Origin of the sequence: Streptomyces polygonati (genome assembly GCF_042650325.1) — a bacterium.
Lineage (GTDB): Bacteria > Actinomycetota > Actinomycetes > Streptomycetales > Streptomycetaceae > Actinacidiphila > Actinacidiphila polygonati.
This window is the reverse complement of record NZ_JBHSBB010000034.1, coordinates 69379-90543: the sequence shown is the minus strand read 5'-3', so window position 1 is coordinate 90543 and position 21165 is coordinate 69379. Positions and strand designations below refer to the sequence as shown.

18 protein-coding genes and 2 pseudogenes are annotated in these 21165 nt (G+C 71.1%); 5 read left to right on the top strand and 15 right to left on the bottom strand.

Translation table 11 applies throughout. The features are described from left to right. Positions 1–91: 91 nt before the first annotated feature. The 9 genes and pseudogenes from ACFO3J_RS32155 to ACFO3J_RS32115 form a co-directional block, all read right to left on the bottom strand. A pseudogene (locus tag ACFO3J_RS32155) lies at positions 92–806 on the bottom strand (transposase); the annotation flags it as partial. A gap of 116 nt (positions 807–922) precedes the next feature. Then, positions 923–1186 (bottom strand): hypothetical protein, encoded by a 264-nt coding sequence (locus tag ACFO3J_RS32150; protein WP_386437128.1) that lies wholly within the window; start codon positions 1184–1186, stop codon positions 923–925. A 370-nt stretch (positions 1187–1556) separates the two neighbouring features. Beyond that, positions 1557–2159 (bottom strand): annotated as a pseudogene (locus ACFO3J_RS32145) (IS5 family transposase); the annotation flags it as partial. Between the two features lie 162 nt (positions 2160–2321). Next, on the bottom strand, positions 2322–3290 hold the full coding sequence (locus ACFO3J_RS32140; protein WP_386437125.1) for a pirin family protein: 969 nt from the start codon (positions 3288–3290) through the stop codon (positions 2322–2324). Between the two features lie 37 nt (positions 3291–3327). Beyond that, positions 3328–3501, bottom strand: a complete 174-nt coding sequence (locus ACFO3J_RS32135; protein ID WP_386437122.1) for a hypothetical protein — start codon at positions 3499–3501, stop codon at positions 3328–3330. Between the two features lie 257 nt (positions 3502–3758). Further along, complete coding sequence (locus ACFO3J_RS32130) at positions 3759–3935, bottom strand: hypothetical protein (RefSeq protein ID WP_386437120.1); 177 nt, start codon at positions 3933–3935, stop codon at positions 3759–3761. 122 nt (positions 3936–4057) lie between these two features. Then, positions 4058–4399 carry a hypothetical protein gene (locus ACFO3J_RS32125; RefSeq protein WP_386437117.1) on the bottom strand — a complete coding sequence of 114 codons (342 nt, stop codon included), beginning with the start codon at positions 4397–4399 and terminating at the stop codon, positions 4058–4060. A 62-nt stretch (positions 4400–4461) separates the two neighbouring features. After that, positions 4462–6204 (bottom strand): aa3-type cytochrome oxidase subunit I, encoded by a 1743-nt coding sequence (ctaD, locus tag ACFO3J_RS32120; protein WP_386437114.1) that lies wholly within the window; start codon positions 6202–6204, stop codon positions 4462–4464. 239 nt (positions 6205–6443) lie between these two features. Continuing rightward, positions 6444–8300: an acyclic terpene utilization AtuA family protein gene (locus tag ACFO3J_RS32115; RefSeq protein ID WP_386437111.1), complete on the bottom strand. Its 1857-nt coding sequence runs from the start codon at positions 8298–8300 to the stop codon at positions 6444–6446. Between the two features lie 146 nt (positions 8301–8446). Between ACFO3J_RS32115 and ACFO3J_RS32110 the strand changes: the two genes are divergently transcribed. The 3 genes from ACFO3J_RS32110 to ACFO3J_RS32100 are packed head-to-tail and all read left to right on the top strand — an operon-like array spanning position 8447 to position 9837. Next, positions 8447–9040 (top strand): NUDIX hydrolase, encoded by a 594-nt coding sequence (locus ACFO3J_RS32110; RefSeq protein ID WP_386437109.1) that lies wholly within the window; start codon positions 8447–8449, stop codon positions 9038–9040. Between the two features lie 9 nt (positions 9041–9049). Beyond that, positions 9050–9463, top strand: coding sequence for a YidH family protein (locus ACFO3J_RS32105; RefSeq protein ID WP_386437106.1), 414 nt, complete (start codon positions 9050–9052; stop codon positions 9461–9463). Beyond that, complete coding sequence (locus ACFO3J_RS32100) at positions 9460–9837, top strand: DUF202 domain-containing protein (protein ID WP_386437104.1); 378 nt, start codon at positions 9460–9462, stop codon at positions 9835–9837. Before ACFO3J_RS32105 ends, ACFO3J_RS32100 begins: the two co-directional genes overlap by 4 nt. A 35-nt stretch (positions 9838–9872) precedes the next feature. On the opposite strand, the gene ACFO3J_RS32095 is transcribed toward ACFO3J_RS32100, so the two are convergent. Then, entirely contained in the window at positions 9873–11201 is a 1329-nt protein-coding gene (locus ACFO3J_RS32095) for a glucarate dehydratase family protein (protein ID WP_386437101.1), read from the bottom strand. A gap of 185 nt (positions 11202–11386) precedes the next feature. On the opposite strand from ACFO3J_RS32095, the gene ACFO3J_RS32090 reads away from it, so the two are divergent. Beyond that, entirely contained in the window at positions 11387–12439 is a 1053-nt protein-coding gene (locus ACFO3J_RS32090; protein ID WP_386437098.1) for a phosphotransferase family protein, read from the top strand. A gap of 4 nt (positions 12440–12443) precedes the next feature. Beyond that, positions 12444–13658, top strand: a complete 1215-nt coding sequence (locus ACFO3J_RS32085) for an acyl-CoA dehydrogenase family protein (RefSeq protein WP_386437096.1) — start codon at positions 12444–12446, stop codon at positions 13656–13658. Positions 13659–13722: 64 nt separating this feature from the next. On the opposite strand, the gene ACFO3J_RS32080 is transcribed toward ACFO3J_RS32085, so the two are convergent. From ACFO3J_RS32080 to ACFO3J_RS32060, 5 genes are all read right to left on the bottom strand, one after another. Continuing rightward, the gene (locus tag ACFO3J_RS32080; RefSeq protein WP_386437093.1) at positions 13723–14706 is read right to left on the bottom strand and encodes an NADPH:quinone oxidoreductase family protein; all 984 of its coding nucleotides are present in this window, start codon (positions 14704–14706) and stop codon (positions 13723–13725) included. Between the two features lie 18 nt (positions 14707–14724). After that, a complete protein-coding gene (locus ACFO3J_RS32075) occupies positions 14725–15351 on the bottom strand; it encodes a TetR/AcrR family transcriptional regulator (protein WP_386437090.1) in 627 nt (208 codons plus the stop codon). A gap of 127 nt (positions 15352–15478) precedes the next feature. Next, positions 15479–17224, bottom strand: coding sequence for an AMP-binding protein (locus ACFO3J_RS32070; protein WP_386437087.1), 1746 nt, complete (start codon positions 17222–17224; stop codon positions 15479–15481). After that, complete coding sequence (locus tag ACFO3J_RS32065) at positions 17221–18084, bottom strand: SDR family oxidoreductase (protein ID WP_386437173.1); 864 nt, start codon at positions 18082–18084, stop codon at positions 17221–17223. Before ACFO3J_RS32065 ends, ACFO3J_RS32070 begins: the two co-directional genes overlap by 4 nt. A 294-nt stretch (positions 18085–18378) precedes the next feature. Beyond that, positions 18379–21126: a penicillin acylase family protein gene (locus tag ACFO3J_RS32060; protein WP_386437084.1), complete on the bottom strand. Its 2748-nt coding sequence runs from the start codon at positions 21124–21126 to the stop codon at positions 18379–18381. Between the last annotated feature and the right edge of the window lie 39 nt (positions 21127–21165).

Genomic DNA, 21165 nt, shown 5'->3' with positions numbered 1-21165 from the left:
GGCCGGGGCGGATGCTGCAGTCCAGGATGTGCGGCATGAGTTCGTTGATGTAGGCGCGGGCGGGGGCGACACCGCCGGTCAGGGTGATGTTGCGCATGAACTCGGGAAACCCGAGCGGAACCCGCGGGTACTGCGGGGCGCCGACACGGCTGATGGTGCCGCCGTCCCGGACCACTCCCGCGGCCTGCACCAGGGCGTCTTCGAGGCCCACGCACTCCAGCACCCGCCCAGTGCCGCGCCCGCCGGTCAGTTCGCGCACCGCGGCCACACCCTCCTCGCCCCGTGCGGCCAGCACGTCGGTGGCGCCGAACGCCGGCGCCGGGGGGAGGCGGACCGCGTCCAGGAGGGCGGACCAGGAGGTGCGGCCAGTCTTCAGCGCGACGACGACCGAGTACGGCCAGCCGGGCATCACCTGGTGCTTGGCGCTGCCGCGGCCGTAGGTGTGGCAGAACGAGCGGTCCGGCACGGTGCCGGCGTCCGGCCGCAACCACGGCGAGACATCAACCGCCAGGACCAGCCGACCATCGGCCGCCCGGCAGCGGCACCCCGGCCAGGGCCCGCCGCAGCCGGGCGACATCCACCCGGCCACGGTTCAGGCCGGCGTAAAGGGCGCTGTGACCCCGGCGGTGTTCGGGTGCCAGCGCGAGTTCCACGAGCGACCGCACCGGTCCGTCCGTGCACAAAACGGCGTCCGTCAGCTCGAACAACGCGTCCGCGCGGGCAGTCAGGCACTCGTAGAAGTCGGTCCGGAACCGGGACAACACGGTCAGGGACTCGACGCGTACAGCGTCGTGCAGCAGACTCACCCTCGCGGCCTTGGCATGATCAACAGCGTCTCGACAACGCACATGATCACACCAAGGCCGCACCACTGTCACACCAACCTGTGCTGGTCAGCAGGCACTCAACTCGCCGAACCGACTCAGGTGCAGAAGGCGGTCGTATACCTGCCAGTCACTTCAGTCGGATTGATGTACCACCATGCGTAGTAAGTCGGCTTCACCGTCACGGGGCCGCCCGCCTGGAAGAGCTGTCCGTTCGGGGCGATGTAGACCGAGCACACCGTCACTGTGGCGCTGCCGCAGTTCAGGTAATACTGGTACATCGGGGCGCCGTGCGGGGCAGGGGGGTCGAACGAGGTCCAGCAGGGAAGCGCGGAGGCAGAAACCGGCACAGTCTGGGCCACCACTGTAGCGTCGTGGTGCGAGGCGGGCTGAGGTGCCGCCGCCGACGCGGAGGAAGCGCCAGCAAACGCGAGTCCCAAGGCACCAGCGAGGATCCCCACCCGTGATCTGACCGTCCTAAGCATATTGCTACTCCTTCTGGCTCGGACGACACCGCTTATGAAGACGGCTCCCGTACATGACAACAGTGAGCGGGACTGCCTCACGAGGAATCGTCATCGGACCCGCAGGAATGTCCAATTCCGCCTATCGGAACGCCCGCATGCGCACCGTTGACAGGGCTCAGCACATCGGACAGCCGCATCGGCGCGCCCCGTGCTGGTCAGAAGGCATTCAACTCGCCGAACCAATACGGTCGTTTAAAAACAAGCTCAGCCGATGGCCAACCTGGTCGGCGGGCTGGGGGATGACAGTGCGGATCCCGCGTCTGCGAAGGTGATTCCGGATCGAGCGGGATGAGTATGCACGGTCCGCCAGGACGACGTCCGGGCGGTTTCTCGGCCTTCCGGTTCCGCTACGCGGAACACCGATGGCGGCCATCACGGTCTCGAAGACCGGGGCGTCGCCCGCCTGGCCTGCGGTGACGCGAAGGGCCAGAGGCCGTGCATGGCTGTCGCTGACGAGGTGGACCTTCGTGCTCAGGCCGCCTCGGGAGCGGCCGAGCGCGTGGTCTTCGGGTTCGGCCCGCCCCTGGCGCCCCTTTCTCCCGGCATCGGCGGAATGCTGGTGGGCGCGGCAGACGGTGGAGTCCACCGACACGGTCCAGCCAATGTCGTCAGCACTGTCGGCCGCTGCCAACACTGCGGCAAGAATGCGCTCCCAGGTCCCATCCATGGCCCACCTGATCAGCCGCTTGTGGGCGGTCTGGAACGAGCCGAGCTCGTCCGGCAGGTCTCGCCAAGGCGAGCAGGTGCGGCACTTCCACGCGATGGCCTCCAGGGTTCGGCGGTGATCGGCCCACCGCCGACCACGGAGTGCCGTCAGGAGGGTGTTCAGTTCTTCGGTCGTCACAACCCGATGCTGAACACCCTTCCTGCTGCCCAGACCCGAAACCGCAGAACCCGAGACATCGGAACTACTCGTCCAGGCCTTGAGGATCATTGGGCGACGTCCGCCCCGCTAGCGTTAAAGCCCAGGTCAGCGGGTGCGCCCACGGGGTTTCAGCGGGGTTGGTGGGAGGGTCGGGGCCGAGAGTCGGGCACCGTCGTAGCCGTTTACTTCGCCGAAACGAGTACCGGTTTTCCAGTCCTCGCGGGCCTGTGCGATGTCCTCGTGGGATCTGCCGATGAAGTTCCACCACATGACGATGTGCTCCTCGAAGGGCTCGCCGCCCAGGAGCATCAGGGAGCTGTTGACCTCGGCGCGCAGCGCGAGGGTGGTGCGGCCGCAGCCCAGGTAGAGCATGGAGTCGGGGGGCAGGCGGACGCCGTCGACCTCGGCCTCGCCGGACATGGTGAGGACGGCGTACTCGAAGTCGGGGTCCACCGGGAGGGCGGCCGAGGTGCCGGCGGCCAGGGTGAGATCGGCGCCGACCAGCGGGGTGTGGGTGGTGCCGGGGGACCGGGCGCCGTCCAGTTCGCCCAGGATGACGGTGGCGTGCAGGCCGTTGCCGCCGGTCACCTCGGGCAGTCCGGTGTGGTGCTCGAAGGCGGGGTCGCGGTGGCGGTGGGCGTCGGGGAGGGCCACCCAGAGCTGGGCGCCGTGCAGGAGGCGGGGGTGGTCGCGGGGGGATTCCTCGCTGTGCGCGATGGCGCGCCCCGAGGTCATCAGGCCCAGCTCACGCGGGCGGACCGTCTGCTCGCTGCCGAGGCTGTCGCGGTGCAGCACCTCGCCCTCGTGCAGCCAGCTGACCGTCTGCAGACCGGTGTGCGGGTGCGGCGGCACCTGCATCCCGGGTTCCCCGGCAATGTCGTCGGGCCCGTAGTGGTCGACGAAGCACCAGGCTCCGACCATCCGGCGGCCGAGATTGGGCAGCAGCCGCCGTACCTCGGTGCTCTCGCCCAGCGGCACGGTGCGGGCGGTCAGCAGTTCGCGGACCGGGGAGGCGGAGACGTCTTCGCGTCCGCCGCACGCGGTGGCCGCCGGTCGCACATCGAGATTGCTCATGCGCCGATCATGCACCGTGGCGCGGCGGCGCCGGGAGTCATATCGCCGGGTGGGTGCCGTGCATCAGGTCCCAGGCCTCGCTGGTGTACATCTCGCGGTCCCCCACCGTCAGCTCGGGAAAATAGTCCTTGAGCCGGGTGACGACCTGCTGCTCCGACTCGCGGCAATCACGCAGCAGGAATATCGCCTTGCGCAGCACGTCGGCTTCCATGGGTCACGCCCCTCGCTACCCCCTCGGGCCCTACGCCCTCGGACAAAACCCATGATGACCCCGCGAATGTCACTGTCAGGGCAACGGTGTGTTCTGGATCTGCAAAAGATCGACCACTTTTCCACCGCGTATCCCGCCGGTGCGCGGGCGCGCGTCTCTTTGCGCGGTGGCCCGTCGAATAGGAAGGGCGGGCGCCGGGGCGCCCGCCCTTGCTGAACCGCGTCCGGCGGCGACACCGGGCAGGCCGGCTCGCCGCGTCACACCACGTTGTGAATGAGCCAGTCGTCATCGCTGTAGGTGTTCTTCGCCGGGTCCGGCACGGTGGCCGGCAGTTCCTCGACGGTGTCCTCCAGCCGGATCCGCGCCGGCAGTGCGCCGAACCGGGCGCGCCGCGCCACCTCTGCCGCGTCCTGGGTCTTGTCCGTGTGCGTCATCTCGGTGACCTCTCTCTCGGCGGGGTCAACGTGACGCCCGGGGCACGTGTTCCTCCGCGGGCCGGTCCGGTCCGGCCCGTAAGAGACGTGTAAGAAAGCCGGCGCGCTTCAGCCGGCCGCCGTCACCGGTTGAAGACACCGAGGAGCGCGCAGACGGCGCTGGCGCACCCGACGCCCGCCAGGGTGCCGGCCACGCAGCGCGCTCTCAGCTGCCGGTAGCGCTCGGCGTACTCGCCCTGGAGGTCGTACGTACGTTCGGCGATGCGGGCGAGCGCGTGCTGTGTGACGGCCAGGCGTTCGGCGCTGTAGAGGCGTTCCACATCGGCGCGCTGCCCGGTGGTCAGCCAGGGGAGCCGGTCGGCGAACAGTGCGGCCCGGCGGTCGGCTTCCTCGATCTCGGCGCTCCACATGAGGTAGCCCTCCAGCTGGGCCATCCCGCGGACCGCGTCCTGACCTGGGGGCACGGATGACTCCTCGTTCTCTCCTGTCGGGCCTTCTCGCCTGTCGGGTCTTCTCGTCCGCCGGACTATTTCTTGTCCTCGCCCTCACCGCGGGGCGGGCCCTCGGAGCCGGCCAGCTCGCGGTCCGGCGGGTGGGTGATCAGTTCGGCTGCCGAGATCTCCGGGTGGTGCAGGTCGAACGCCGGGGATTCGGAGCGGATACGCGGCAGGGTGACGAAGTTGTGCCGCGGCGGCGGGCAGGAGGTGGTCCACTCCAGCGAACGGCCGTAGCCCCAGGGGTCGTCGACCTCGACCTTCTTGCCGTACTTGGCGGTCTTCCAGACGTTGTAGAAGAACGGCAGCACCGACAGTCCGAGCACGAAGGAGCTGATCGAGGAGAAGGTGTTCAAGGTGGTGATGTGGTCCGCGGCCAGATAGTCGGCGTAGCGGCGCGGCATGCCCTCGACGCCCAGCCAGTGCTGGACCAGGAAGGTGCCGTGGAAGCCGAGGAAGAGCGTCCAGAAGTTGATCTTGCCGAGCCGCTCGTCCAGCATCTTGCCGGTCATCTTCGGCCACCAGAAGTAGAAGCCGGAGAACATCGCGAACACCACCGTGCCGAACACCACGTAATGGAAATGCGCCACCACGAAGTAGGAGTCGGAGACATGGAAATCCAAGGGCGGTGCCGCGAGGATGATCCCGGTCAGACCGCCGAAGAGGAAAGTCACCAGGAATCCGATCGCCCACAGCATCGGGGTCTCGAAACTGAGTGACCCCTTCCACATCGTGCCGATCCAGTTGAAGAACTTCACCCCGGTCGGCACCGCGATGAGGAAGGACATGAAGGAGAAGAACGGCAGCAGCACCGCTCCGGTGACGAACATGTGGTGCGCCCACACGGTCACGGACAGACCGGCGATGGAAATCGTCGCGGCCACCAGACCGATGTAACCGAACATCGGCTTGCGGCTGAAGACCGGAATGACCTCGGAGATGATGCCGAAGAAGGGCAGCGCGATGATGTACACCTCCGGATGGCCGAAGAACCAGAAGAGGTGCTCCCACAACAGCGGCCCGCCGTTGGTCGCTTCGAAGACGTGCGCCCTGAATCTCCGGTCCGCCTCCAGCATCAGCAGCGCGCCGGCCAGCACCGGGAACGCCATCAGGACCAGCACGGCGGTCAGCAGTACGTTCCAGCAGAAGATCGGCATCCGGAACATCGTCATCCCGGGGGCCCGCATGCAGATGATCGTGGTGATGAAGTTGACCGCGCCGATGATGGTGCCGAAGCCGGAAAGCGCCAGGCCCATGATCCACAGATCGCCGCCGACCCCGGGCGAGTGCACCGAGTCGGTCAGCGGCGAGTAGGCGAACCAGCCGAAGGACGCGGACCCGTTCGGGGTCAGGAAACCGCCCATCGCGATCAGCGAGCCGAACAGATACAGCCAGTAGGCCAGCATGTTCAGCCGCGGGAACGCGACATCGGGCGCGCCGAGCTGCAACGGCATGATCCAGTTGGTGAAACCGGCGAACAGCGGGGTCGCGAACATCAGCAGCATCGCGGTGCCGTGCATGGTGAACAGCTGGTTGTACTGCTCATTGGACAGGAACTGATTGCCAGGTCTCGCCAGTTCGGCCCGCATCAGCATCGCGAAGAGGCCGGCCAGCAGGAAGAAGAGGAAGGAGGTGATCAGGTACAGGGAGCCGATCGTCTTGTGATCGGTGGAGGTCAGCCATGACACGCCGATCTTGCCGGCTCGGCCTTGGGGGTCCGGTGGGGGCGGCGCCGCCGCGGGTTCGTCGGAGGTCTTGGGCTGCGGGGAACTCAACGGGTCTCCAGTCGTCTTGTGCCGGTGTCGGTCCGGGTTCGTCCCACAGAACGCCCCTATATGGCCGTACAGACTGAAAGACTACGAATAGCCCGATCCTTGGCGTGTCAGGCGCGCGGGAGGCGGCGCAACTCGCTGCACCCCGGCGGGGCCTCGTGGCGGGCGGGCGAGAGCGCCCGCGAGGCGGCGCGAGGGCACCCGCGAGGGCCGGGCGAAGACCTTCCGGACGGGCGCGAAGCTCAGCGGCCCGAACGGGCCAGCAGTTCCTCGGGGATGTCGGCCCGGCAGGCGCGCAGCCGCTCCCCCAGCGCCTTGGCCTGCGGGTCGGCGGCGGTCGACGCCGCCACGCCGTCCCCGAGCAGGCCGTGCACCACGAAGTTCAGCGCCCGCAGCAGGGGAAGTTCATAGCGGCTCACCGGCGATTTCGCGGTCTCCGGGAGCAGGTCGCGCAGCCGGGTCACATCCAGGTAGTCCCGCAGCCACGCGTAGGTCTCGTCGTCGCCGGCCCACAGCCCCACATTGGCGTCCCCGCCCTTGTCGCCGGAGCGGGCGCCGATCAGGGTGCCGAGCGGCAGCCGTACGGTACGGCCGCGCCCCGCCGGAGTCCCGGGCCGCTCCGGGCGCGCCGGGCCGGCCTCGGGGGCGGCGGTCGAGGGGGGTACGGGCGCGGGCGGTACGGCGTCCGTGGCCGGCCGGTCCGCGGGCGGGGACGGCGGCGCGGGCGGGGACGGCGGGACGGGCGCGGCCCGGGGCACGGGCAGCCGGGTGCCGTCGTCCAGCACCACATGCTCCGGGACCTCCCCGGCCGCGATCAGGGCCGGCCAGTAGACGCCGTACTCGGTGGCTTTCGGCGCGGCGTGCTCCAGATGGAGCCCGGGATAGCCGGCCAGCGCGGTGCCGGCGACGGCGGAGAAGAAGCCGCGGCCGGCCTTCTCCGGGTCGGGGTCCTTGACAGTGAGGGTGAGCCGGTCGGCCTCGCCGCCGTGCTCGCGCCGCAGGTCGTAGGTCGCGAAGCGGCCGGGGCCGCCGGTGGCGTCGAGCAGGGTGGCCTCGGCGAAGTCGGCCTTGGCGTCGAGGTCGAGGCCGGTGAGGACGAAGGTCGCCGAGTTGCGGTAGCCGCCGCGGTGGTTGAGGCAGACCTTGAGGGTGGCGGGCGCCGGCTCGCCGGTGACCGGGCCGACCGCGACCCGGTCGGGTCCCTGCTGGCTGAGCCGTATCGTGTCGAAGCGGGCCACCACATCGGCGTTGAGGTAGGCGGGGTGGCCTGTCTCGTAGAGCAGTTGGGCGGTGACGGTGCCGACGGTGACCGCGCCGCCGGTGCCGGGGTGCTTGGTGATGACGCTGGAGCCGTCGGGGTGCAGCTCGGCGATCGGGAAGCCGGGGTGCACGGGGTCGGGGATCTCGGTGAAGAAGGCGTAGTTGCCGCCGGTGGCCTGGGTGCCGCACTCGATGATGTGGCCCGCCGTCACGGCGCCGGCCAGCCGGTCCCAGTCGTCCGGCGCCCAGTCGAAGGCCCAGGCCGCCGGTCCGACGACCAGCGAGGCGTCGGTGACCCGGCCGCAGATCACCACGTCGGCGCCGGCCCGCAGCGCCTCGGCGATCCCCCAGCCGCCCAGGTAGGCGTTCGCGGTGAGCGGGACGACCCCGGAGCCGGCCAGCGGGCGGCCGCTGGCCAGGTGGGCGAAGTCGTGGCCCCGGGCCTGGAGTTGGGGCAGCCGGTCCAGCAGGTCGTCGCCCTCGACATGGGCGACCGAGGGGTGCAGGCCGCCGAGCGCGGCGAGTTCGCGCAGCTTCTGGGCCAGCCCGGCCGGATTGAGGCCGCCCGCGTTGACCACGATCTTCGTGCCGCGCTCCAGGCAGGCGCCGAGCACGTCCCGCATCTGGGCCAGGAAGGACACGGCGTAGCCGCCGTCGGGGTCGCGCTGCCGGGCCTTCCACAGCAGCAGCATGGTCAGCTCGGCGAGATAGTCCCCGGTCAGGACGTCGATGGGCCCGCCCTCGACCATCTCCCGGGCGGCGGAGAGCCGGTCGCCGTAGTAGCCGGAGCAGTTGGCGATACGCAGCGGCTCCTGACGCGCCCTCGTCGGATCGCTCACCGTACGCTCCCGTCACTTCGCTCCGGGGTCATCGTCCCGCCCGATCATCTTGCCGGGACCGGCGCGGCGCAAGACCCGCCCGGCCAACAGGGATCGACAGCCGTACGACGGCCGTGTGGTGGCCGGCGGATGATTCAATCGACCGCATGAGCAGCCAGCAGCCACCGGAGCCGGGCGGACCGGCAGCCGCCGAACCCCCTTTGTCCGCCGACGAGATCATCGACATCGTCGACGAGCACGACAACGTCGTCGGCCGGTCGCCGCGCGGCGAGGCCTACGCCCGCGGCCTGCGGCACCGCTGCGCGTTCATCCTGGCCCGCGACGCCCAGGACCGGATCTTCGTGCACCGCCGCACCGCGCGGAAGCTGGTCTTCCCCTCGCTGTACGACATGTTCGTCGGCGGCGTGGTGGGCGCGGGCGAGAGCTATGACGAGACGGCGCTGCGCGAGGCCGAGGAGGAACTCGGTGTCAGCGGGCTGCCGCAGCCCGAACCGCTGTTCCGCTTCCTCTACGAGGACGGCCCGCGCCGCTGGTGGTCGGCCGTCTACCAGGTGCGGTGCGAACTGCCGGTGGCGCCGCAGCCGGAGGAGGTGGCCTGGCACACCTTCCTCACCGAGGAGGAGCTGACCGCGCGGCTGCCGGAGTGGGAATGGGTGCCGGACGGCCTGGCGGCGTACCACAGGCTGATCGCCCTGCGCCCCGGCGGTGCGGGTGGGCCGGTGCCGGAGGGGCCTGGTTAGGGTGGCCGGGTGAGCGATGCGGGCGGGCTGCGGGGGTTGCGGGAGTCGGTGGGCCTGTGGTTCGCGCCGGCCCGGGTGCGGCGGGAGGGCACCACGCCGGACTACCGCTTCTCGCTGGCCAACGAGCGCACCTTCCTCGCCTGGATAAGGACCGCGCTCGCGCTGATCGGCGGCGGCTTCGCGGTCGACCAGTTCCTCACCGACCACCTAGCCCACTGGGTCCGGGTCGTGCTGGCCCTCGCCCTGCTGGCGGGCGGCTTCGCCTGCACGCTGCGCGCGGTGAACCACTGGGTCCGCTGCGAACGCGCCATCCGTACGGGCGCGGACCTGCCCGTCTCCCGTTTCCCCGCCCTGCTGGCCATGCTGGTCGCCGTGCTGGCGGTGGCGATGGTGGCGGTCGTGGTGTTCGGCTGGGCCGGATGAGTGACGCCGCGGACCGACCGCGCCCCGGGCCGTCCGGGGCTTCCCGGGTGACCGGGGTCGAGACGGACCGCGATCCGGGTCTGCAGCCGGAGCGCACCCGGCTGGCCTGGCGGCGGACGACGCTGTCGTGCGCGGTCACCGCGCTGCTGGCGGTCCGGCAGGCGCTGCGCACCGACGGCGGCCCGCTGACCGCCTCGGCGCTGTGCCTGGTGGTCCTCGCCTTCGTGGTCTTCCTGTGGCTCGCCCACCGGCGCATCCAGCGGCTCGGCGCGGAGGCGGTCGGCGGGCCGCCCGTACTGCCGTCCTGGGCGGCGGTGTCGGTGGCGGGCTGTACGGTCGCCTTCGCGGTGTTCGGCGCGGCGCTGCTCTTCTGACGCCCGCCGGGGGCGCCGGGTCCGCCCGGGCCGTGCTACCAGCGCGGGACCGAGGGCGTCCGCCACCCGGGGTCGGCCTTGCGCATCGCGGCGGCGTCGTCGCGGTCGCGCAGGGCGCCGTCGTCGGCCAGCCAGCGGCGGTGCAGTACGGCGAGGGCGTCGTGGTCGAGTTCCACACCGAGGCCGGGCAGGTCGCTGACGGCGAGCCGGCCGCCGGTGAAGACGTGCCGCCGGGTGATGACGTCCTCGGTCTGCCAGGGGTAGTGGGTGTCGCAGGCGTAGTCGAGGTTGGGCACGGTGGCGGCGACATGGTTCATGGCGGCCAGGCTGATGCCCAGGTGGGTGTTGGAGTGCATCGACAGGCCGACGCCGAACGTGCGGCAGATCGCGGCGAGTTGCTGGGTGTTGCGCAGCCCGCCCCAGTAGTGGTGGTCGGAGAGCACCACCTGGACGGCCTTGCGGGTGAAGGCCTCCTCGATCTCGGGGAAGGTCGTCACGCACATGTTGGTGGCCAGCGGCACCTCGGTGCCGGCCGCGACCCGTGCCATCCGGTCGGTGGTGCTGGCCGGGTCCTCCAGGTACTCCAGTACGTCGCCGAGTTCGCGGGCGACGGCGAGGGAGGTCTCCACCGACCAGGCGCCGTTGGGGTCGAGCCGCAGGGGCTGCCCGGGGAAGGCCTCGGCCAGCGCGCGGACGGCGGCGATCTCCTGCTCGGGCGGGAAGACGCCGCCCTTGAGCTTGAACGAGCCGAAGCCGTAGGTGTCGGCGAAGCGGCGGGCCTGGGCCACCACACCGGCCGGGTCGAGCGCGGCGCCCCAGTCGTCGGTCTCGCCGCTGCCCTGAGGATGGGCGGCCAGCCGGTAGAAGAGGTAGGCGCTGTAGTCGACGCTGTCGCGGACCTTGCCGCCGAGCAGCGTGTGCACCGGCAGCCCGACGCTCTTGCCGAGGGCGTCCAGGCAGGCCACCTCGAAGCCGGAGATGACCGAGAGCCGCAGTTTGTCGGCGGTCTGGACGCCGCGCAGGCCGCCGACGTCCACCGAGTCCGAGACATCGGCCGGGTCGCCGCAGACCTGCTCCGCGAGGGTGAACAGGCCGTTCAGATCGCTGACCGAGTGGCCCGGCAGCGCCTTGGCCAGCGGTGCGGCGAGGTCGAGATAGCGCGTGTCCCCGTACGTCTCACCCACCCCGGTCGTACCGTCGGCGGTGATGACCTCGATGATGAGTCGCGGTGTGTACGGCTGGTGGACGCCCTGGGTGTTGAGCAGCGGTGGGTCGGAGATGAGGATGGGGGTCAGCCGCACCTCGGCGACCGTCAGCGCCCGGGAATCATCTGCTGTACGTGTATGTGAATCACGTTCACCCATAAGTCCGGAGCCTAGGCGGGATGGCACCCGGCCGTCAATGCGGACGCGGCGCCCGAAAGCTGGACGGCATACCGACCAGTCGGTACGATTCTGCTGCGGCTGCCCGCCACCATCGACCCGGCCGACGAAGGGCCGCGACCGGCCGACGAACGGCCGACTGACCGGCTGACGAGGAGAGACGACGCATGAGCGAAACCGACGAGCCCCCGGGCCTGGACCTCGACCGGCTGCGCGGATACCTGGACCGGGAGATCCCGGGGCTGGTCGCGGGTGAGCTGCGGGCCCGGCTCGTCGAGGGCGGCCGGTCCAACCTCACCTACCGCGTCACCGACGGCACCGGCACCTGGGTGGTCCGCCGCCCCCCGCTCGGCCACGTACTGGCCACCGCGCACGACATGACCCGGGAGCACCGGGTGATCAGCGCGCTGGCCGGCACACCCGTACCCGTCCCGGCCACCATCTCGCTGTGCGAGGACCCGAAGGTCCTGGGCGCCCCCTTCTACGTGATGGAGTTCGTGCGGGGCACTCCCTACCGCGACGAGCGGCAGCTGCGCGCGATCGGGCCGGAGCGGACCAGGGCGGCCGTGCTCACGCTGACCGACACCCTGGTGGATCTGCACGCGGTGGACCCGGCCGCCGTCGGCCTGGCCGGCTTCGGGCGCCCCGAGGGCTTCCTCGACCGCCAGCTGCGCCGCTGGGGCAAGCAGCTCGACGCCTCCCGCAGCCGTGACCTGCCCGGGGTGGACGAACTGCACGCGCGACTCGGCGCGACCCTGCCGTCCTCCCCCGAACCGACGATCGTGCACGGCGACTACCGCCTGGACAACGTGCTGATCGACGACGACGGGCGCCTCACGGCCGTCCTGGACTGGGAGATGTCCACCCTCGGCGACCCGCTGACCGACCTCGGCCTGCTGGCGATGTACGGCGAGCTGCGCGCCGACGAGGCGGTGCCCGCGCCCACCATCGGCGGCTCCCCCGGCCATCCGTCCACCGGCGAGGTCATCGAGCGGTACGCGCTGCGCTCCGGCCGGGACGTGTCCGCGATCGACTGGTACACCGCCTTCGCCTACCTCAAGGTCGCCGTGATCCTCGAAGGCATCCATTACCGCTGGACGCTCGGCCACACCCTCGGCGCCGGCTTCGACCGGATCGGCGGCCTCGTCCCCGGCTTCATCGAGCGCGGTCTGCACACGCTCCGGCAGCAGGACGTCCGATCCATCACGAGCGAGGGCTGACACCATGGATTTCGGCTACGACACCCGCACCGAGGAGCTGCGCGCCCGGCTGGGGGCCTTCCTCGACGAACACGTGTATCCCGCTGAGGCCGTCTTCGCCGAGCAGCGCGAGCAGGTGACCGGCGAGGACCGCTGGTCGGCGCCGCCGGTCGTGCGCCTGCTCAAGGCCGAGGCCAGGGCGCAGGGCCTGTGGAATCTGTTCCTGCCCGGCGAGCACGGCGCCGGACTGACCAACCTCCAGTACGCGCCGCTGGCCGAACTCACCGGCCGCAGCCCCCATTTGGCCCCGCCGGCCCTCAACTGCGCGGCCCCCGACACCGGCAACATGGAGGTGCTCGCCGAATTCGGCACTCCCGAGCAGCGCAAGGAGTGGCTGGAGCCGCTGCTGGCCGGTGAGATCAGGTCCGCGTTCGCGATGACGGAACCGGACGTGGCCTCCTCGGACGCCACCAACATCGAGACCCGGATCGTCCGCGACGGTGACGGCTATGTCATCAACGGCCGCAAGTGGTACATCTCCGGGGCGATGAACCCCGACTGCCGGATCTTCATCGTGATGGGCAAGACCGACCCGGCCGCCGACCGGCACCGCCAGCAGAGCCAGATCCTGGTGCCGCGCGACACCCCCGGCGTCGAAGTACGGCGCGGGATGCGGGTGTTCGGCTTCGACGACGGCGACCACGGCGGCCACGCCGAGGTGGTCTTCCACGATGTGCGGGTGCCGGCCGCGAACATCATCGGCGAGGAGGGCGGCGGTTTCGCCATCGCCCAGGCCCGGTTGGGGCCCGGCCGGATCCATCACTGCATGCGGCTGATCGGTATGGCCGAGCGGGCCCTTGAGCTGATGTGCCGCCGGGTGACCTCCCGTACCGCCTTCGGCAAGCCGATCGCCGCCCAGGGCGTGGTCCAGGAGTGGATCGCCGAAGCCCGGGTGGAGATAGAGCAGTTGCGGCTGCTGGTGCTCAAGACGGCCTGGCTGATGGACACCGTGGGCAATCAGGGCGCGCACACCGAGATCCAGGCCATCAAGATCGCCACCCCGGCGGCCGTGCAGCGGATCATCGACCGCGCCATCCAGGCCCACGGCGCGGGCGGCGTCAGCCAGGACTTCCCGCTGGCCCAGCTGTGGGTTGCCGCGCGCTCGCTGCGGCTGGCCGACGGTCCGGACGAGGTGCACAAGCGGTCGCTGGCCAGGCGCGAGCTGAAGAAGTACGTCTGACGGCTGGGCTTGGGCTGCCGTGCGCGGGCCGCTGTCGGACGGCCGGTGCCTGCCCGCCGGCCGGTCAGGGCAGCACGACCAGCCGGCCCACCGTCGTACCGTCGGCGACCCGCTGCACCGCGTCGGGCGCGTCCTCGAAGCCGATCCGCTCGCTGACCAGGGGCTTCACCGTGCCCTCGGCGGCGAGCCGGGTCAGCTCCTCGTGGGCCTGGTGGACGGCCACCGGGTCCTGGACGTTGTACAGGCCCCAGTGCAGCCCGAGGATCGCGTAGTTCTTCACCAGGGCGTGGTTGAGGGCGGGCGCCGGGATCGTGCCGCTCGCGAAGCCGACCACCACGATCCGTCCCTCGAAGGCGACGCACTTGGTGGACCGGGTGTAGGCGTCGCCGCCCACCGGGTCGTAGACGACATTCGCGCCGCGGCCGGCGGTGGCCTCCTTGACCACCGCCACGAAGTCCTCACGGTGGCGGTCCACCACGATGTCCGCGCCGAGTTCACGGGCCGCCTTCACCTTGTCGGCCCCGCCGACCACCCCGATCACGGTGGCGCCCGCGGCCTTGCCGAGCTGGACGGCCGCGCTGCCCACCCCGCCGGCCGCGGCGTGCACCAGCAGGGTCTCGCCGGGGCGCAGCGCGGCCCTGCGGTGCAGCCCGAACCAGCCGGTCTGGTAGCCGATGTGCAGGGCCGCCGCCTCCGCGTCGTCCAGCGCCTCGGGCGCTGGCAGCACACCGCGGGCGGTCACCACGGCGTACTCGGCGAAGGCCCCGCCGGGCAGCAGCGCCGGGGTGATCACCCGGGCGCCGGATTCCACACCGGTGACGCCCTCGCCGGCGGCGACGACCTCGCCGCACATCTCGACGCCAGGGGTGAAGGGCAGCGGCGGCTTGATCTGGTACTCGCCGCGGCAGAGCAGCGCGTCGGGGAAGTTGACGTTCGCCGCGAGGACCCTCAGCAGCACCTCACCGGGTCCGGGCTCGGGGACGGCGACCTCGTCGAGACGCATCGCCTCGCGCGGCTGTCCGGTCTGGTGCACACGCCATGCCTTCACGTCGGACTCCCGGTGGATTCAGGGCTGCCGTACCGAGTGCAGCAGCAGGTCGGAGAACTCGGCGGCGACCGCTTTCGCGGACAGCGGGCCGTCCGCGTGGTACCAGGTGCCGAGGTGGTGCACCGAGCCGAAGAAGAAGTCGACCACCAGGTCGGGGCGCACGTCCGGGCGGAAGTGGCCGTCGCGCTGGCCCTCCTCGATCAGCGAGCGGAATGTCTCGTGGTAGCGGCGGCGTTCGGCGCGTACCGCCTTCTGCTTCTCCGGGCTGAGCTGGTGCATGGAACGGAAGAAGATCTTGGTGTCGTCCAGGTTCTCGATGCTGGTGACCACCACGTCCGCGGCCGCTTCGGCGAGCCGGTCGCGTACGTCGTTGGGGCGGGCGGCGATCGCGTCGAGGCGTTCGGTCTGCAGCCGCAGCACCCGGCCGTAGATCTCGTGCAGCAGATCGTCCTTGGAGCCGAAGTAGTGGTAGAGGGCGCCCTTGGTGACGCCGGCCGCCTCGACGATCTCCTGGACGGAGGTGCGGTCGTAGCCCCGGCCGGCGAAGAGCCGGGTGGCCTCGGCGAGCAGTCGCTCGGGGACCGCGGCACCGGTCGCCGTACCGGTGCCGCCGTTGCTGGTGCCGCTCGTCGCGTTGCGTGCCATGACCTGCCCTCTCTCGTACCCACCGGTTGTCCGTGCCGCCCGGTCCCGTCGGACCGGCCGCCCGGGGCGGTCCGCGGCGGCCTGCCTCCCGACCGGTGTCCGACCGGCGTTCCGACCGGTATGGACCCTATCCGGCCGGGGTCTTGAGCTCGCGCCGCAGGATCTTGCCGGTCGCCGTCTTCGGCAGGTCGCCGAGCATCTCGACCTGCCGCGGATACTTGTAGGCCGCGAGCCGTTCCTTGCAGTACGCGATGAGTTCGGCCGGATCGGCGCTGGCACCCGGCCGCAGGCTGACATACGCCTTGACGCTCTCACCGCGGTAGCTGTCCGGCACGCCGACGACCGCGGCCTCGCGGACCGCCGGGTGGGTGTAGAGGACGTCCTCGACCTCACGCGGCCAGACCTTGAAGCCGGAGGCGTTGATCATGTCCTTCTTGCGGTCCACGACGTAGAGCCAGCCGTCCTCGTCCATGAAACCGATGTCGCCCGTCAGCAGTTCCCCGCCGGGCAGCGCGGCCGCGGACTCCTCCGGCCGGTTCCAGTAGCCCGGTACGACCATCGGTCCCCTGACGGCTATCTCGCCGGATTCGCCGAACGGCACCTCGGCGCCGCTGTCGTCGAGGATGCGGATCATGGTGGCGGGCCCGGGAACGCCCACCGCCAGGGTGCCGGACGTCGGGTCCACCGGGGCCTCGCGGCCGATCGGCACGCTCGCGCAGGGGGCGGTGCACTCGGTGAGGCCATAGCCGTTGGCGAGGTAGTGCCCGCCGGAGCGGATCCTGAAGGACTCCACGACGGCCGGTGGCAGGGGTGCGCCGCCGGAGGAGATCACCCGGAAGGACGCGAAGTCGTCGGCGGTGGCGTCGGGCCGGGCCAGCAGCGCCATGAACGCTGTGGCGGGGCCGACGGTGTAGACCGGACGGTGCTCGCGGAAGGCGTCGAGGACGACGCCGGGCTCGAAGCGGTAGGCGAGCGCCACGGTGTGGCCGGCCGACAGGGCGGTGGCGAGTTCGCAGACCATACCGGTGATGTGGAAGAGCGGGGCCAGCGCGAAGACCACCGAGCCGGCCGGGAGGGCCTGGAAGCGGAGCTGGCGGTGGGCGTTGTACGAGATGTTGCCGTGCGTGTTGATCGCGCCCTTGGGCCGGCCGGTGGTGCCGGAGGTGTAGCTGATCAGGGCGGGGTCCGCGGCGCGCGGCAGGGCGACGTCCGGGCGGGGCCCGGCGGCGGCGCGGGCGGCGGCCAGGATGTCCTCGGGGGCGGCTTCGGCCCCGGCTTGCTGCGACTTCCCGGCGTCCCCGGTGGCCCCGGGCTCGACGGGCTTCTCGGCTTTCTCGGCCTTCTCGGCCTTCTCGGCGGGCGGCGGCTCGGCGATCAGCACCCGGGGATCGTTGCGGGTCTGGAGGTCGAACTCGTTCGCGGTGAGGGCGATCCGGACGGGCGTGCCGGCCGCGGCGGCGCGGACGCGGCCGTGCCAGGCGGACCGGGAGCAGACGATCGCGACGGCCCCCGAGTCGGTCAGGATGTGCGCCAGTTCCTGTTCCTTGTACATCGGGTTGACCGGGACGACCGAGCCGCCGGCCTTCCACGCGGCGAGCAGCGCGATCACGAACTGCGGCACGTTCTGCAGCATGATCGCGAGCCGGTCGCCGGGGGCGAAGCCGCGGCCGGCGAGATATGCGGCCAGGCCGTCGGAGAGGGCGTCGAGTTCGCCGTAGCTCACCGTGCCGTCGAAGTAGGCCAGCGCCGGGTGGGCGGGATCGCGTTCGGCGGTGGCGAGGAAGCTGTGCAGGATCGACGGCGGGTGCTCGACGTCCTGCCGCTGCTCCGCGGTGAAGTGCTTGAGCCAGGGCCGGTCGGCGTAGCGCATCATGCCGATTCCCCTCCCCTTTCCTCTTTCTCGGATTCCGGGTGCGGCTCCGGCGCCGGGATGCCCCGGGCCGGCGCCTCGCGGGCGTCGGCCAGTGCCTCCGCCTGGCGTGCCTCGAAGGTGCGCTGGAGCTTGTTCATGCCGCGGAGCCAGCGTTCGGGCTCGGCGGCACGGGCCGCGTAATATCCGGCGACCTCCGGGTGCGGCAGGATCAGGAAGCGGTCGGCCGCGATCCCCTCGATCACCGCCTGCGCCACCTCTTCCGGCTCGATGGCGTTGGGCGCCAGTACGAGTTCGCCCGCGACGCCGGCCGAGCGGATCATGGCGGTCCGTACGCCCTGGGGGCAGACGGCGTGCACATGGACACCGCGGTGCCGGTAGGTGAGCGAGAGCCACTCGGCGAAGGCGAGTGCGCCGTGCTTGGTGACCGAGTACGGCGCCGCGCCGATCATCGTCAGCAGTCCGGCGGCGGAGACGGTGGACACGAAACGGCCCTCGCCGCGCTCCAGCCACGCGGGCAGCAGCGCCCTGGCCGCGCGGACATGGCTCATCACATTGACGTCCCAGGCCAGTTCCCAGGCGGCGTCGTCGGCCTCGGGACCACCGCCGGTGCCGACCCCGGCGTTGGCGCAGAAGATGTCGATGCCGCCGCCGAGCGCGGTGCGGGCGGCGGGCACCACACCGGAGGCGTCGCCGGGTACGGCGGCGGCGCCGATCTCGGCGGCGACCTCGCGGGCGGCGTCGGCGTCGAGGTCGTTGACAGCCACCCGGGCGCCCTCGGCGGCGAATCTGCGGGCGAGGGCGGCTCCGATGCCGCCGCCCGCCCCGGTGACGACCACCCGGGCGCCGCGCAGCGCTTCCACGACCACGACGTGTCTCCTTCGACTCGACGGCTGCTCGGACTGCTCGGATCGATCCGATTGATCGGATTGATCGGATTGATCAGGTGGAATCGACGGCTGTCCGGCTGCCCGACGGTACGGGACCGCTGTTCGACAGCTTCGGCTCGCCTCCGGTTCCGTATCCGGCCCGATCGCATACTAAGCAGTCGGTCATTGGATCGGGAAGAGGGAGACGGGCGCGCCGCGGGCCGGGTCCCGTGTGTTCCGGGGCCCGGCCCGCTGGTGGTACGCCCTGCCGCGGCCCGCCGGCCGCTGTCAGCGGTGCGTGGGGAACTCCACGACCTGCTGGAAGGTGGGCCGGTTCTGCCAGCCGATCCGGTCGTCCCCGATACCGCCCAGCGGACGCTGGAGGATCGAGTCGGCGCACCACTGGTCGCCGGCCGCGCAGCCGGTGTCGTCGCCCGGGTAGACGGTGGCCGCCGGAGTGGCGGCTGCCTGCTTCAGCGTGGACAGCAGCATGTCCCGGCACGCGGACAGCACTCCCGCGCCGCAGTAACGCGCGCCGAGCGGGCCCTGGACGCTCTGCCCGAGCACCGCCCGCAGGTCCTTGTCGGCGTACGACCACCAGCCGTACTGGAACGAGCTGCCCGCGTGCGAGCCGGTGGGCCCGTGCCCGGCCGACGGTGCCTCGTCGACGGTCAGATCGGCCGTCAGCGCGCCGAACAGGTCGCTGCCGAGCCCCGGTTGGAACTCGCCCTGGATCAGCAGCGGCCACCACGCGTCCATCACCCGGACCGCGTCCGCGTTGGCGTAGGTCTGCGAACCGGCCGACGCCGGATGCCGTTCGGCGCCCGCCGCCAGCCAGGCGGTCAACTGCTGGACGGCGGTGGCCTCCTGCGGATCGGTCACCGGTGCGGAGCCGATCACCTGGAGCAGGTCGGGCAGGACGTCCTCGCCGCGCAGATCGGTCAGCGCGGCGTCCTCCATCGCCCCGGCCAGCGACGCCCGGGTCACCCCGCCCGCCTGGACCAGCGTCTTCACCCGGTCGTTCAGCAGATCGGCGCGGTGCACCGAGCCGTTGCCGAAGGTCGCCGAGGTGTAGCCGGGGGCCTGCTTGTTGTTCCAGGAGATGTAGTAGTCCTGGTTCACGGACTGGGGATGCTGCGAAGGCGGCGTGTAGGCGGCGGTGTTGTACGTCGGGTCCCAGCCCTGCCAGTCGTAGGGTGCCCGCGCCCACACCGGGAAGGACGGGTCGACCCCGGCCGCCCGCACCGGGTTGGTGCCGCTGTTGTAGTAGGCGGTCTGCCGGGAGTCGGCGTAGAACCAGTTGAAGGTGTAGTTGATGTCCCGCGCCGCCAGCTTGAAGGACGCGGCGTCGTGCACGAAGCCGGGGTCGTTCAGCTCCTGGAAGCCGATGATGGAATCGGCCTCGTGCCGGTAGGAGCTACGCAGTTGGGTGTAGGCGACCGGTTTGCCGCCGACGGTGGCCCGGTACTCGACCGGTCCGTAGGCGGTCCGCCACACCTGCATCCGGTACGAGCCGGCCGCCGTGGAGTCGGCGAGCGTGGGCGACCAGGAGTTGGTGCGCTCCAGCTTCTCCATCGGGACGCAACTCCCGTGGTAGAGGTAGTGCGTGGCGTCCTGGCAGAGTTCGACCGCGTAGGTGTCGGTCACGTCCTGCGAGGCGGAGGTGGCGCTCCAGGCGTAGTCCTGGCCCCTGCCGAGCTCGATGTACATGCCCAGGCCCGCGAAGGAGGCGCCGCGGGCGCTGATGCCGGGACCCTGGAGTTCCTGGAGCATGAGCAGTTGCGGCGCGAAGTAACCGGTCTGCGGGCCGAAGACCGCCACCGGATGGCCGCTGGCGGTGTGCGCGCCGCTGACCAGCAGGGCGTTGGACATGCCCTTCTGCGGATTGGACAGCAGGTCGGCCGGCAGCACGCCCGGACTCTTGGTGGTGGCCAGGGTGGCGCCGCCGGTCGCGTCGTAGACCAGCGGCTCGGTGGTCACCGAGCCGGGGTCGGGCAGCGCCTCGCCCTGCGGACTGGCGGGCTTGCCCGCGTACGGGAAGCTGCTGCCGTCGTGCACGGTCGCGGTCGCCTCGGGGTCGTCGCGCTCACGGAAGGACTCCCAGACCTGGGTGCCCTGGGCGACGCCGTACTTCTGCTGCGCGGCCAGCAGCGACAGCGCGGACTGCACCTCGCCGCCGCCGCCGGTGCCGAACAGCGCGCCGACCACCGAGGCGAGCGCGATCAGGTCGGTGAGCTGGAAGGGATCGATGGTGCCGGCGTTGGTGATCGCGTCCACATGCCCGGTCAGCACGTACTCACCGGGGAAGTAACGCCCGCTCTTGGAGGCGGTGATGTAGGCGTTGATGCCGTCGACGTACGACTGCGCGTCGGCCAGCGCCTGCTGTCCGCGCGGCCCGCTGTTGTTGGCCAGCCAGTCCACCTGGGACTGGAGATCGGCCTCGGTGTAGGGGGCCTGGCGCCAGAACTCCTGCTCCAGGCGTCGGTTGGCGGCGGCGCCGCCCGCGAAGGACGACAACTCGCCGCGTCCCACGTGCCGGAAGAGGTCCATCAGCCACAACCGGTCCTGCGCCGCGGCGTATCCGGCGCCGAACTCGGTACCGGAGCGGGTGGTGCCCTTGATGTGCGGCACCCCGGTCTTCTTGTCCCGGGTGATGGTCACATCCGAGCGGGGACTGGCCACCGAGGCGACCTGGCCCGAAGGCACCCCGAAGGAGGAGTCGTTGAAGAAGCTGGTGATGGTCGAGTCGGTGAGGCTCTGGTACCCGTCCGCGAGGGAGGAGTACGGGCCGAGCTGGTCCATGGTGTGCGACGGGCGCGTTCCGAACGCCTTGTTGGCGAGGATGTCGGCAAGGGTGGCGTTGCCGTTCTCGCCGGGCGGCAGGATGTCCGCGCACTGTCCCGCGCAGTAGTCGGTAACGGGGTCCGCGGCCCGGGCCAGTGGCAACGGGGCCACCAGGGTGGCTGCGAGGGCCAGTAACGCGGCCGCGGTCGCCGTTCTCAGCGTGCCGATCCGTCGTGGGGTCCGTAGCGGCATGTCTGCTCCTTCCGGATGCCGGTTCGCCGGAGGTTACCG

What these genes read in the sequence shown, in the direction of transcription:
- ACFO3J_RS32100 (WP_386437104.1), top strand. Translation starts at nt 9,460, where the DNA reads ATGAGTGACGCCGCGGACCGACCGCGCCCCGGGCCGTCCGGGGCTTCC.
- ACFO3J_RS32135 (WP_386437122.1), bottom strand. Translation starts at nt 3,501, where the DNA reads ATGGAAGCCGACGTGCTGCGCAAGGCGATATTCCTGCTGCGTGATTGC.
- ACFO3J_RS32110 (WP_386437109.1), top strand. Translation starts at nt 8,447, where the DNA reads ATGAGCAGCCAGCAGCCACCGGAGCCGGGCGGACCGGCAGCCGCCGAA.
- ACFO3J_RS32085 (WP_386437096.1), top strand. Translation starts at nt 12,444, where the DNA reads ATGGATTTCGGCTACGACACCCGCACCGAGGAGCTGCGCGCCCGGCTG.
- ACFO3J_RS32130 (WP_386437120.1), bottom strand. Translation starts at nt 3,935, where the DNA reads ATGACGCACACGGACAAGACCCAGGACGCGGCAGAGGTGGCGCGGCGC.
- ACFO3J_RS32070 (WP_386437087.1), bottom strand. Translation starts at nt 17,224, where the DNA reads ATGATGCGCTACGCCGACCGGCCCTGGCTCAAGCACTTCACCGCGGAG.
- ACFO3J_RS32095 (WP_386437101.1), bottom strand. Translation starts at nt 11,201, where the DNA reads ATGGGTGAACGTGATTCACATACACGTACAGCAGATGATTCCCGGGCG.
- ACFO3J_RS32090 (WP_386437098.1), top strand. Translation starts at nt 11,387, where the DNA reads ATGAGCGAAACCGACGAGCCCCCGGGCCTGGACCTCGACCGGCTGCGC.
- ACFO3J_RS32060 (WP_386437084.1), bottom strand. Translation starts at nt 21,126, where the DNA reads ATGCCGCTACGGACCCCACGACGGATCGGCACGCTGAGAACGGCGACC.
- ACFO3J_RS32140 (WP_386437125.1), bottom strand. Translation starts at nt 3,290, where the DNA reads ATGAGCAATCTCGATGTGCGACCGGCGGCCACCGCGTGCGGCGGACGC.
- ACFO3J_RS32075 (WP_386437090.1), bottom strand. Translation starts at nt 15,351, where the DNA reads ATGGCACGCAACGCGACGAGCGGCACCAGCAACGGCGGCACCGGTACG.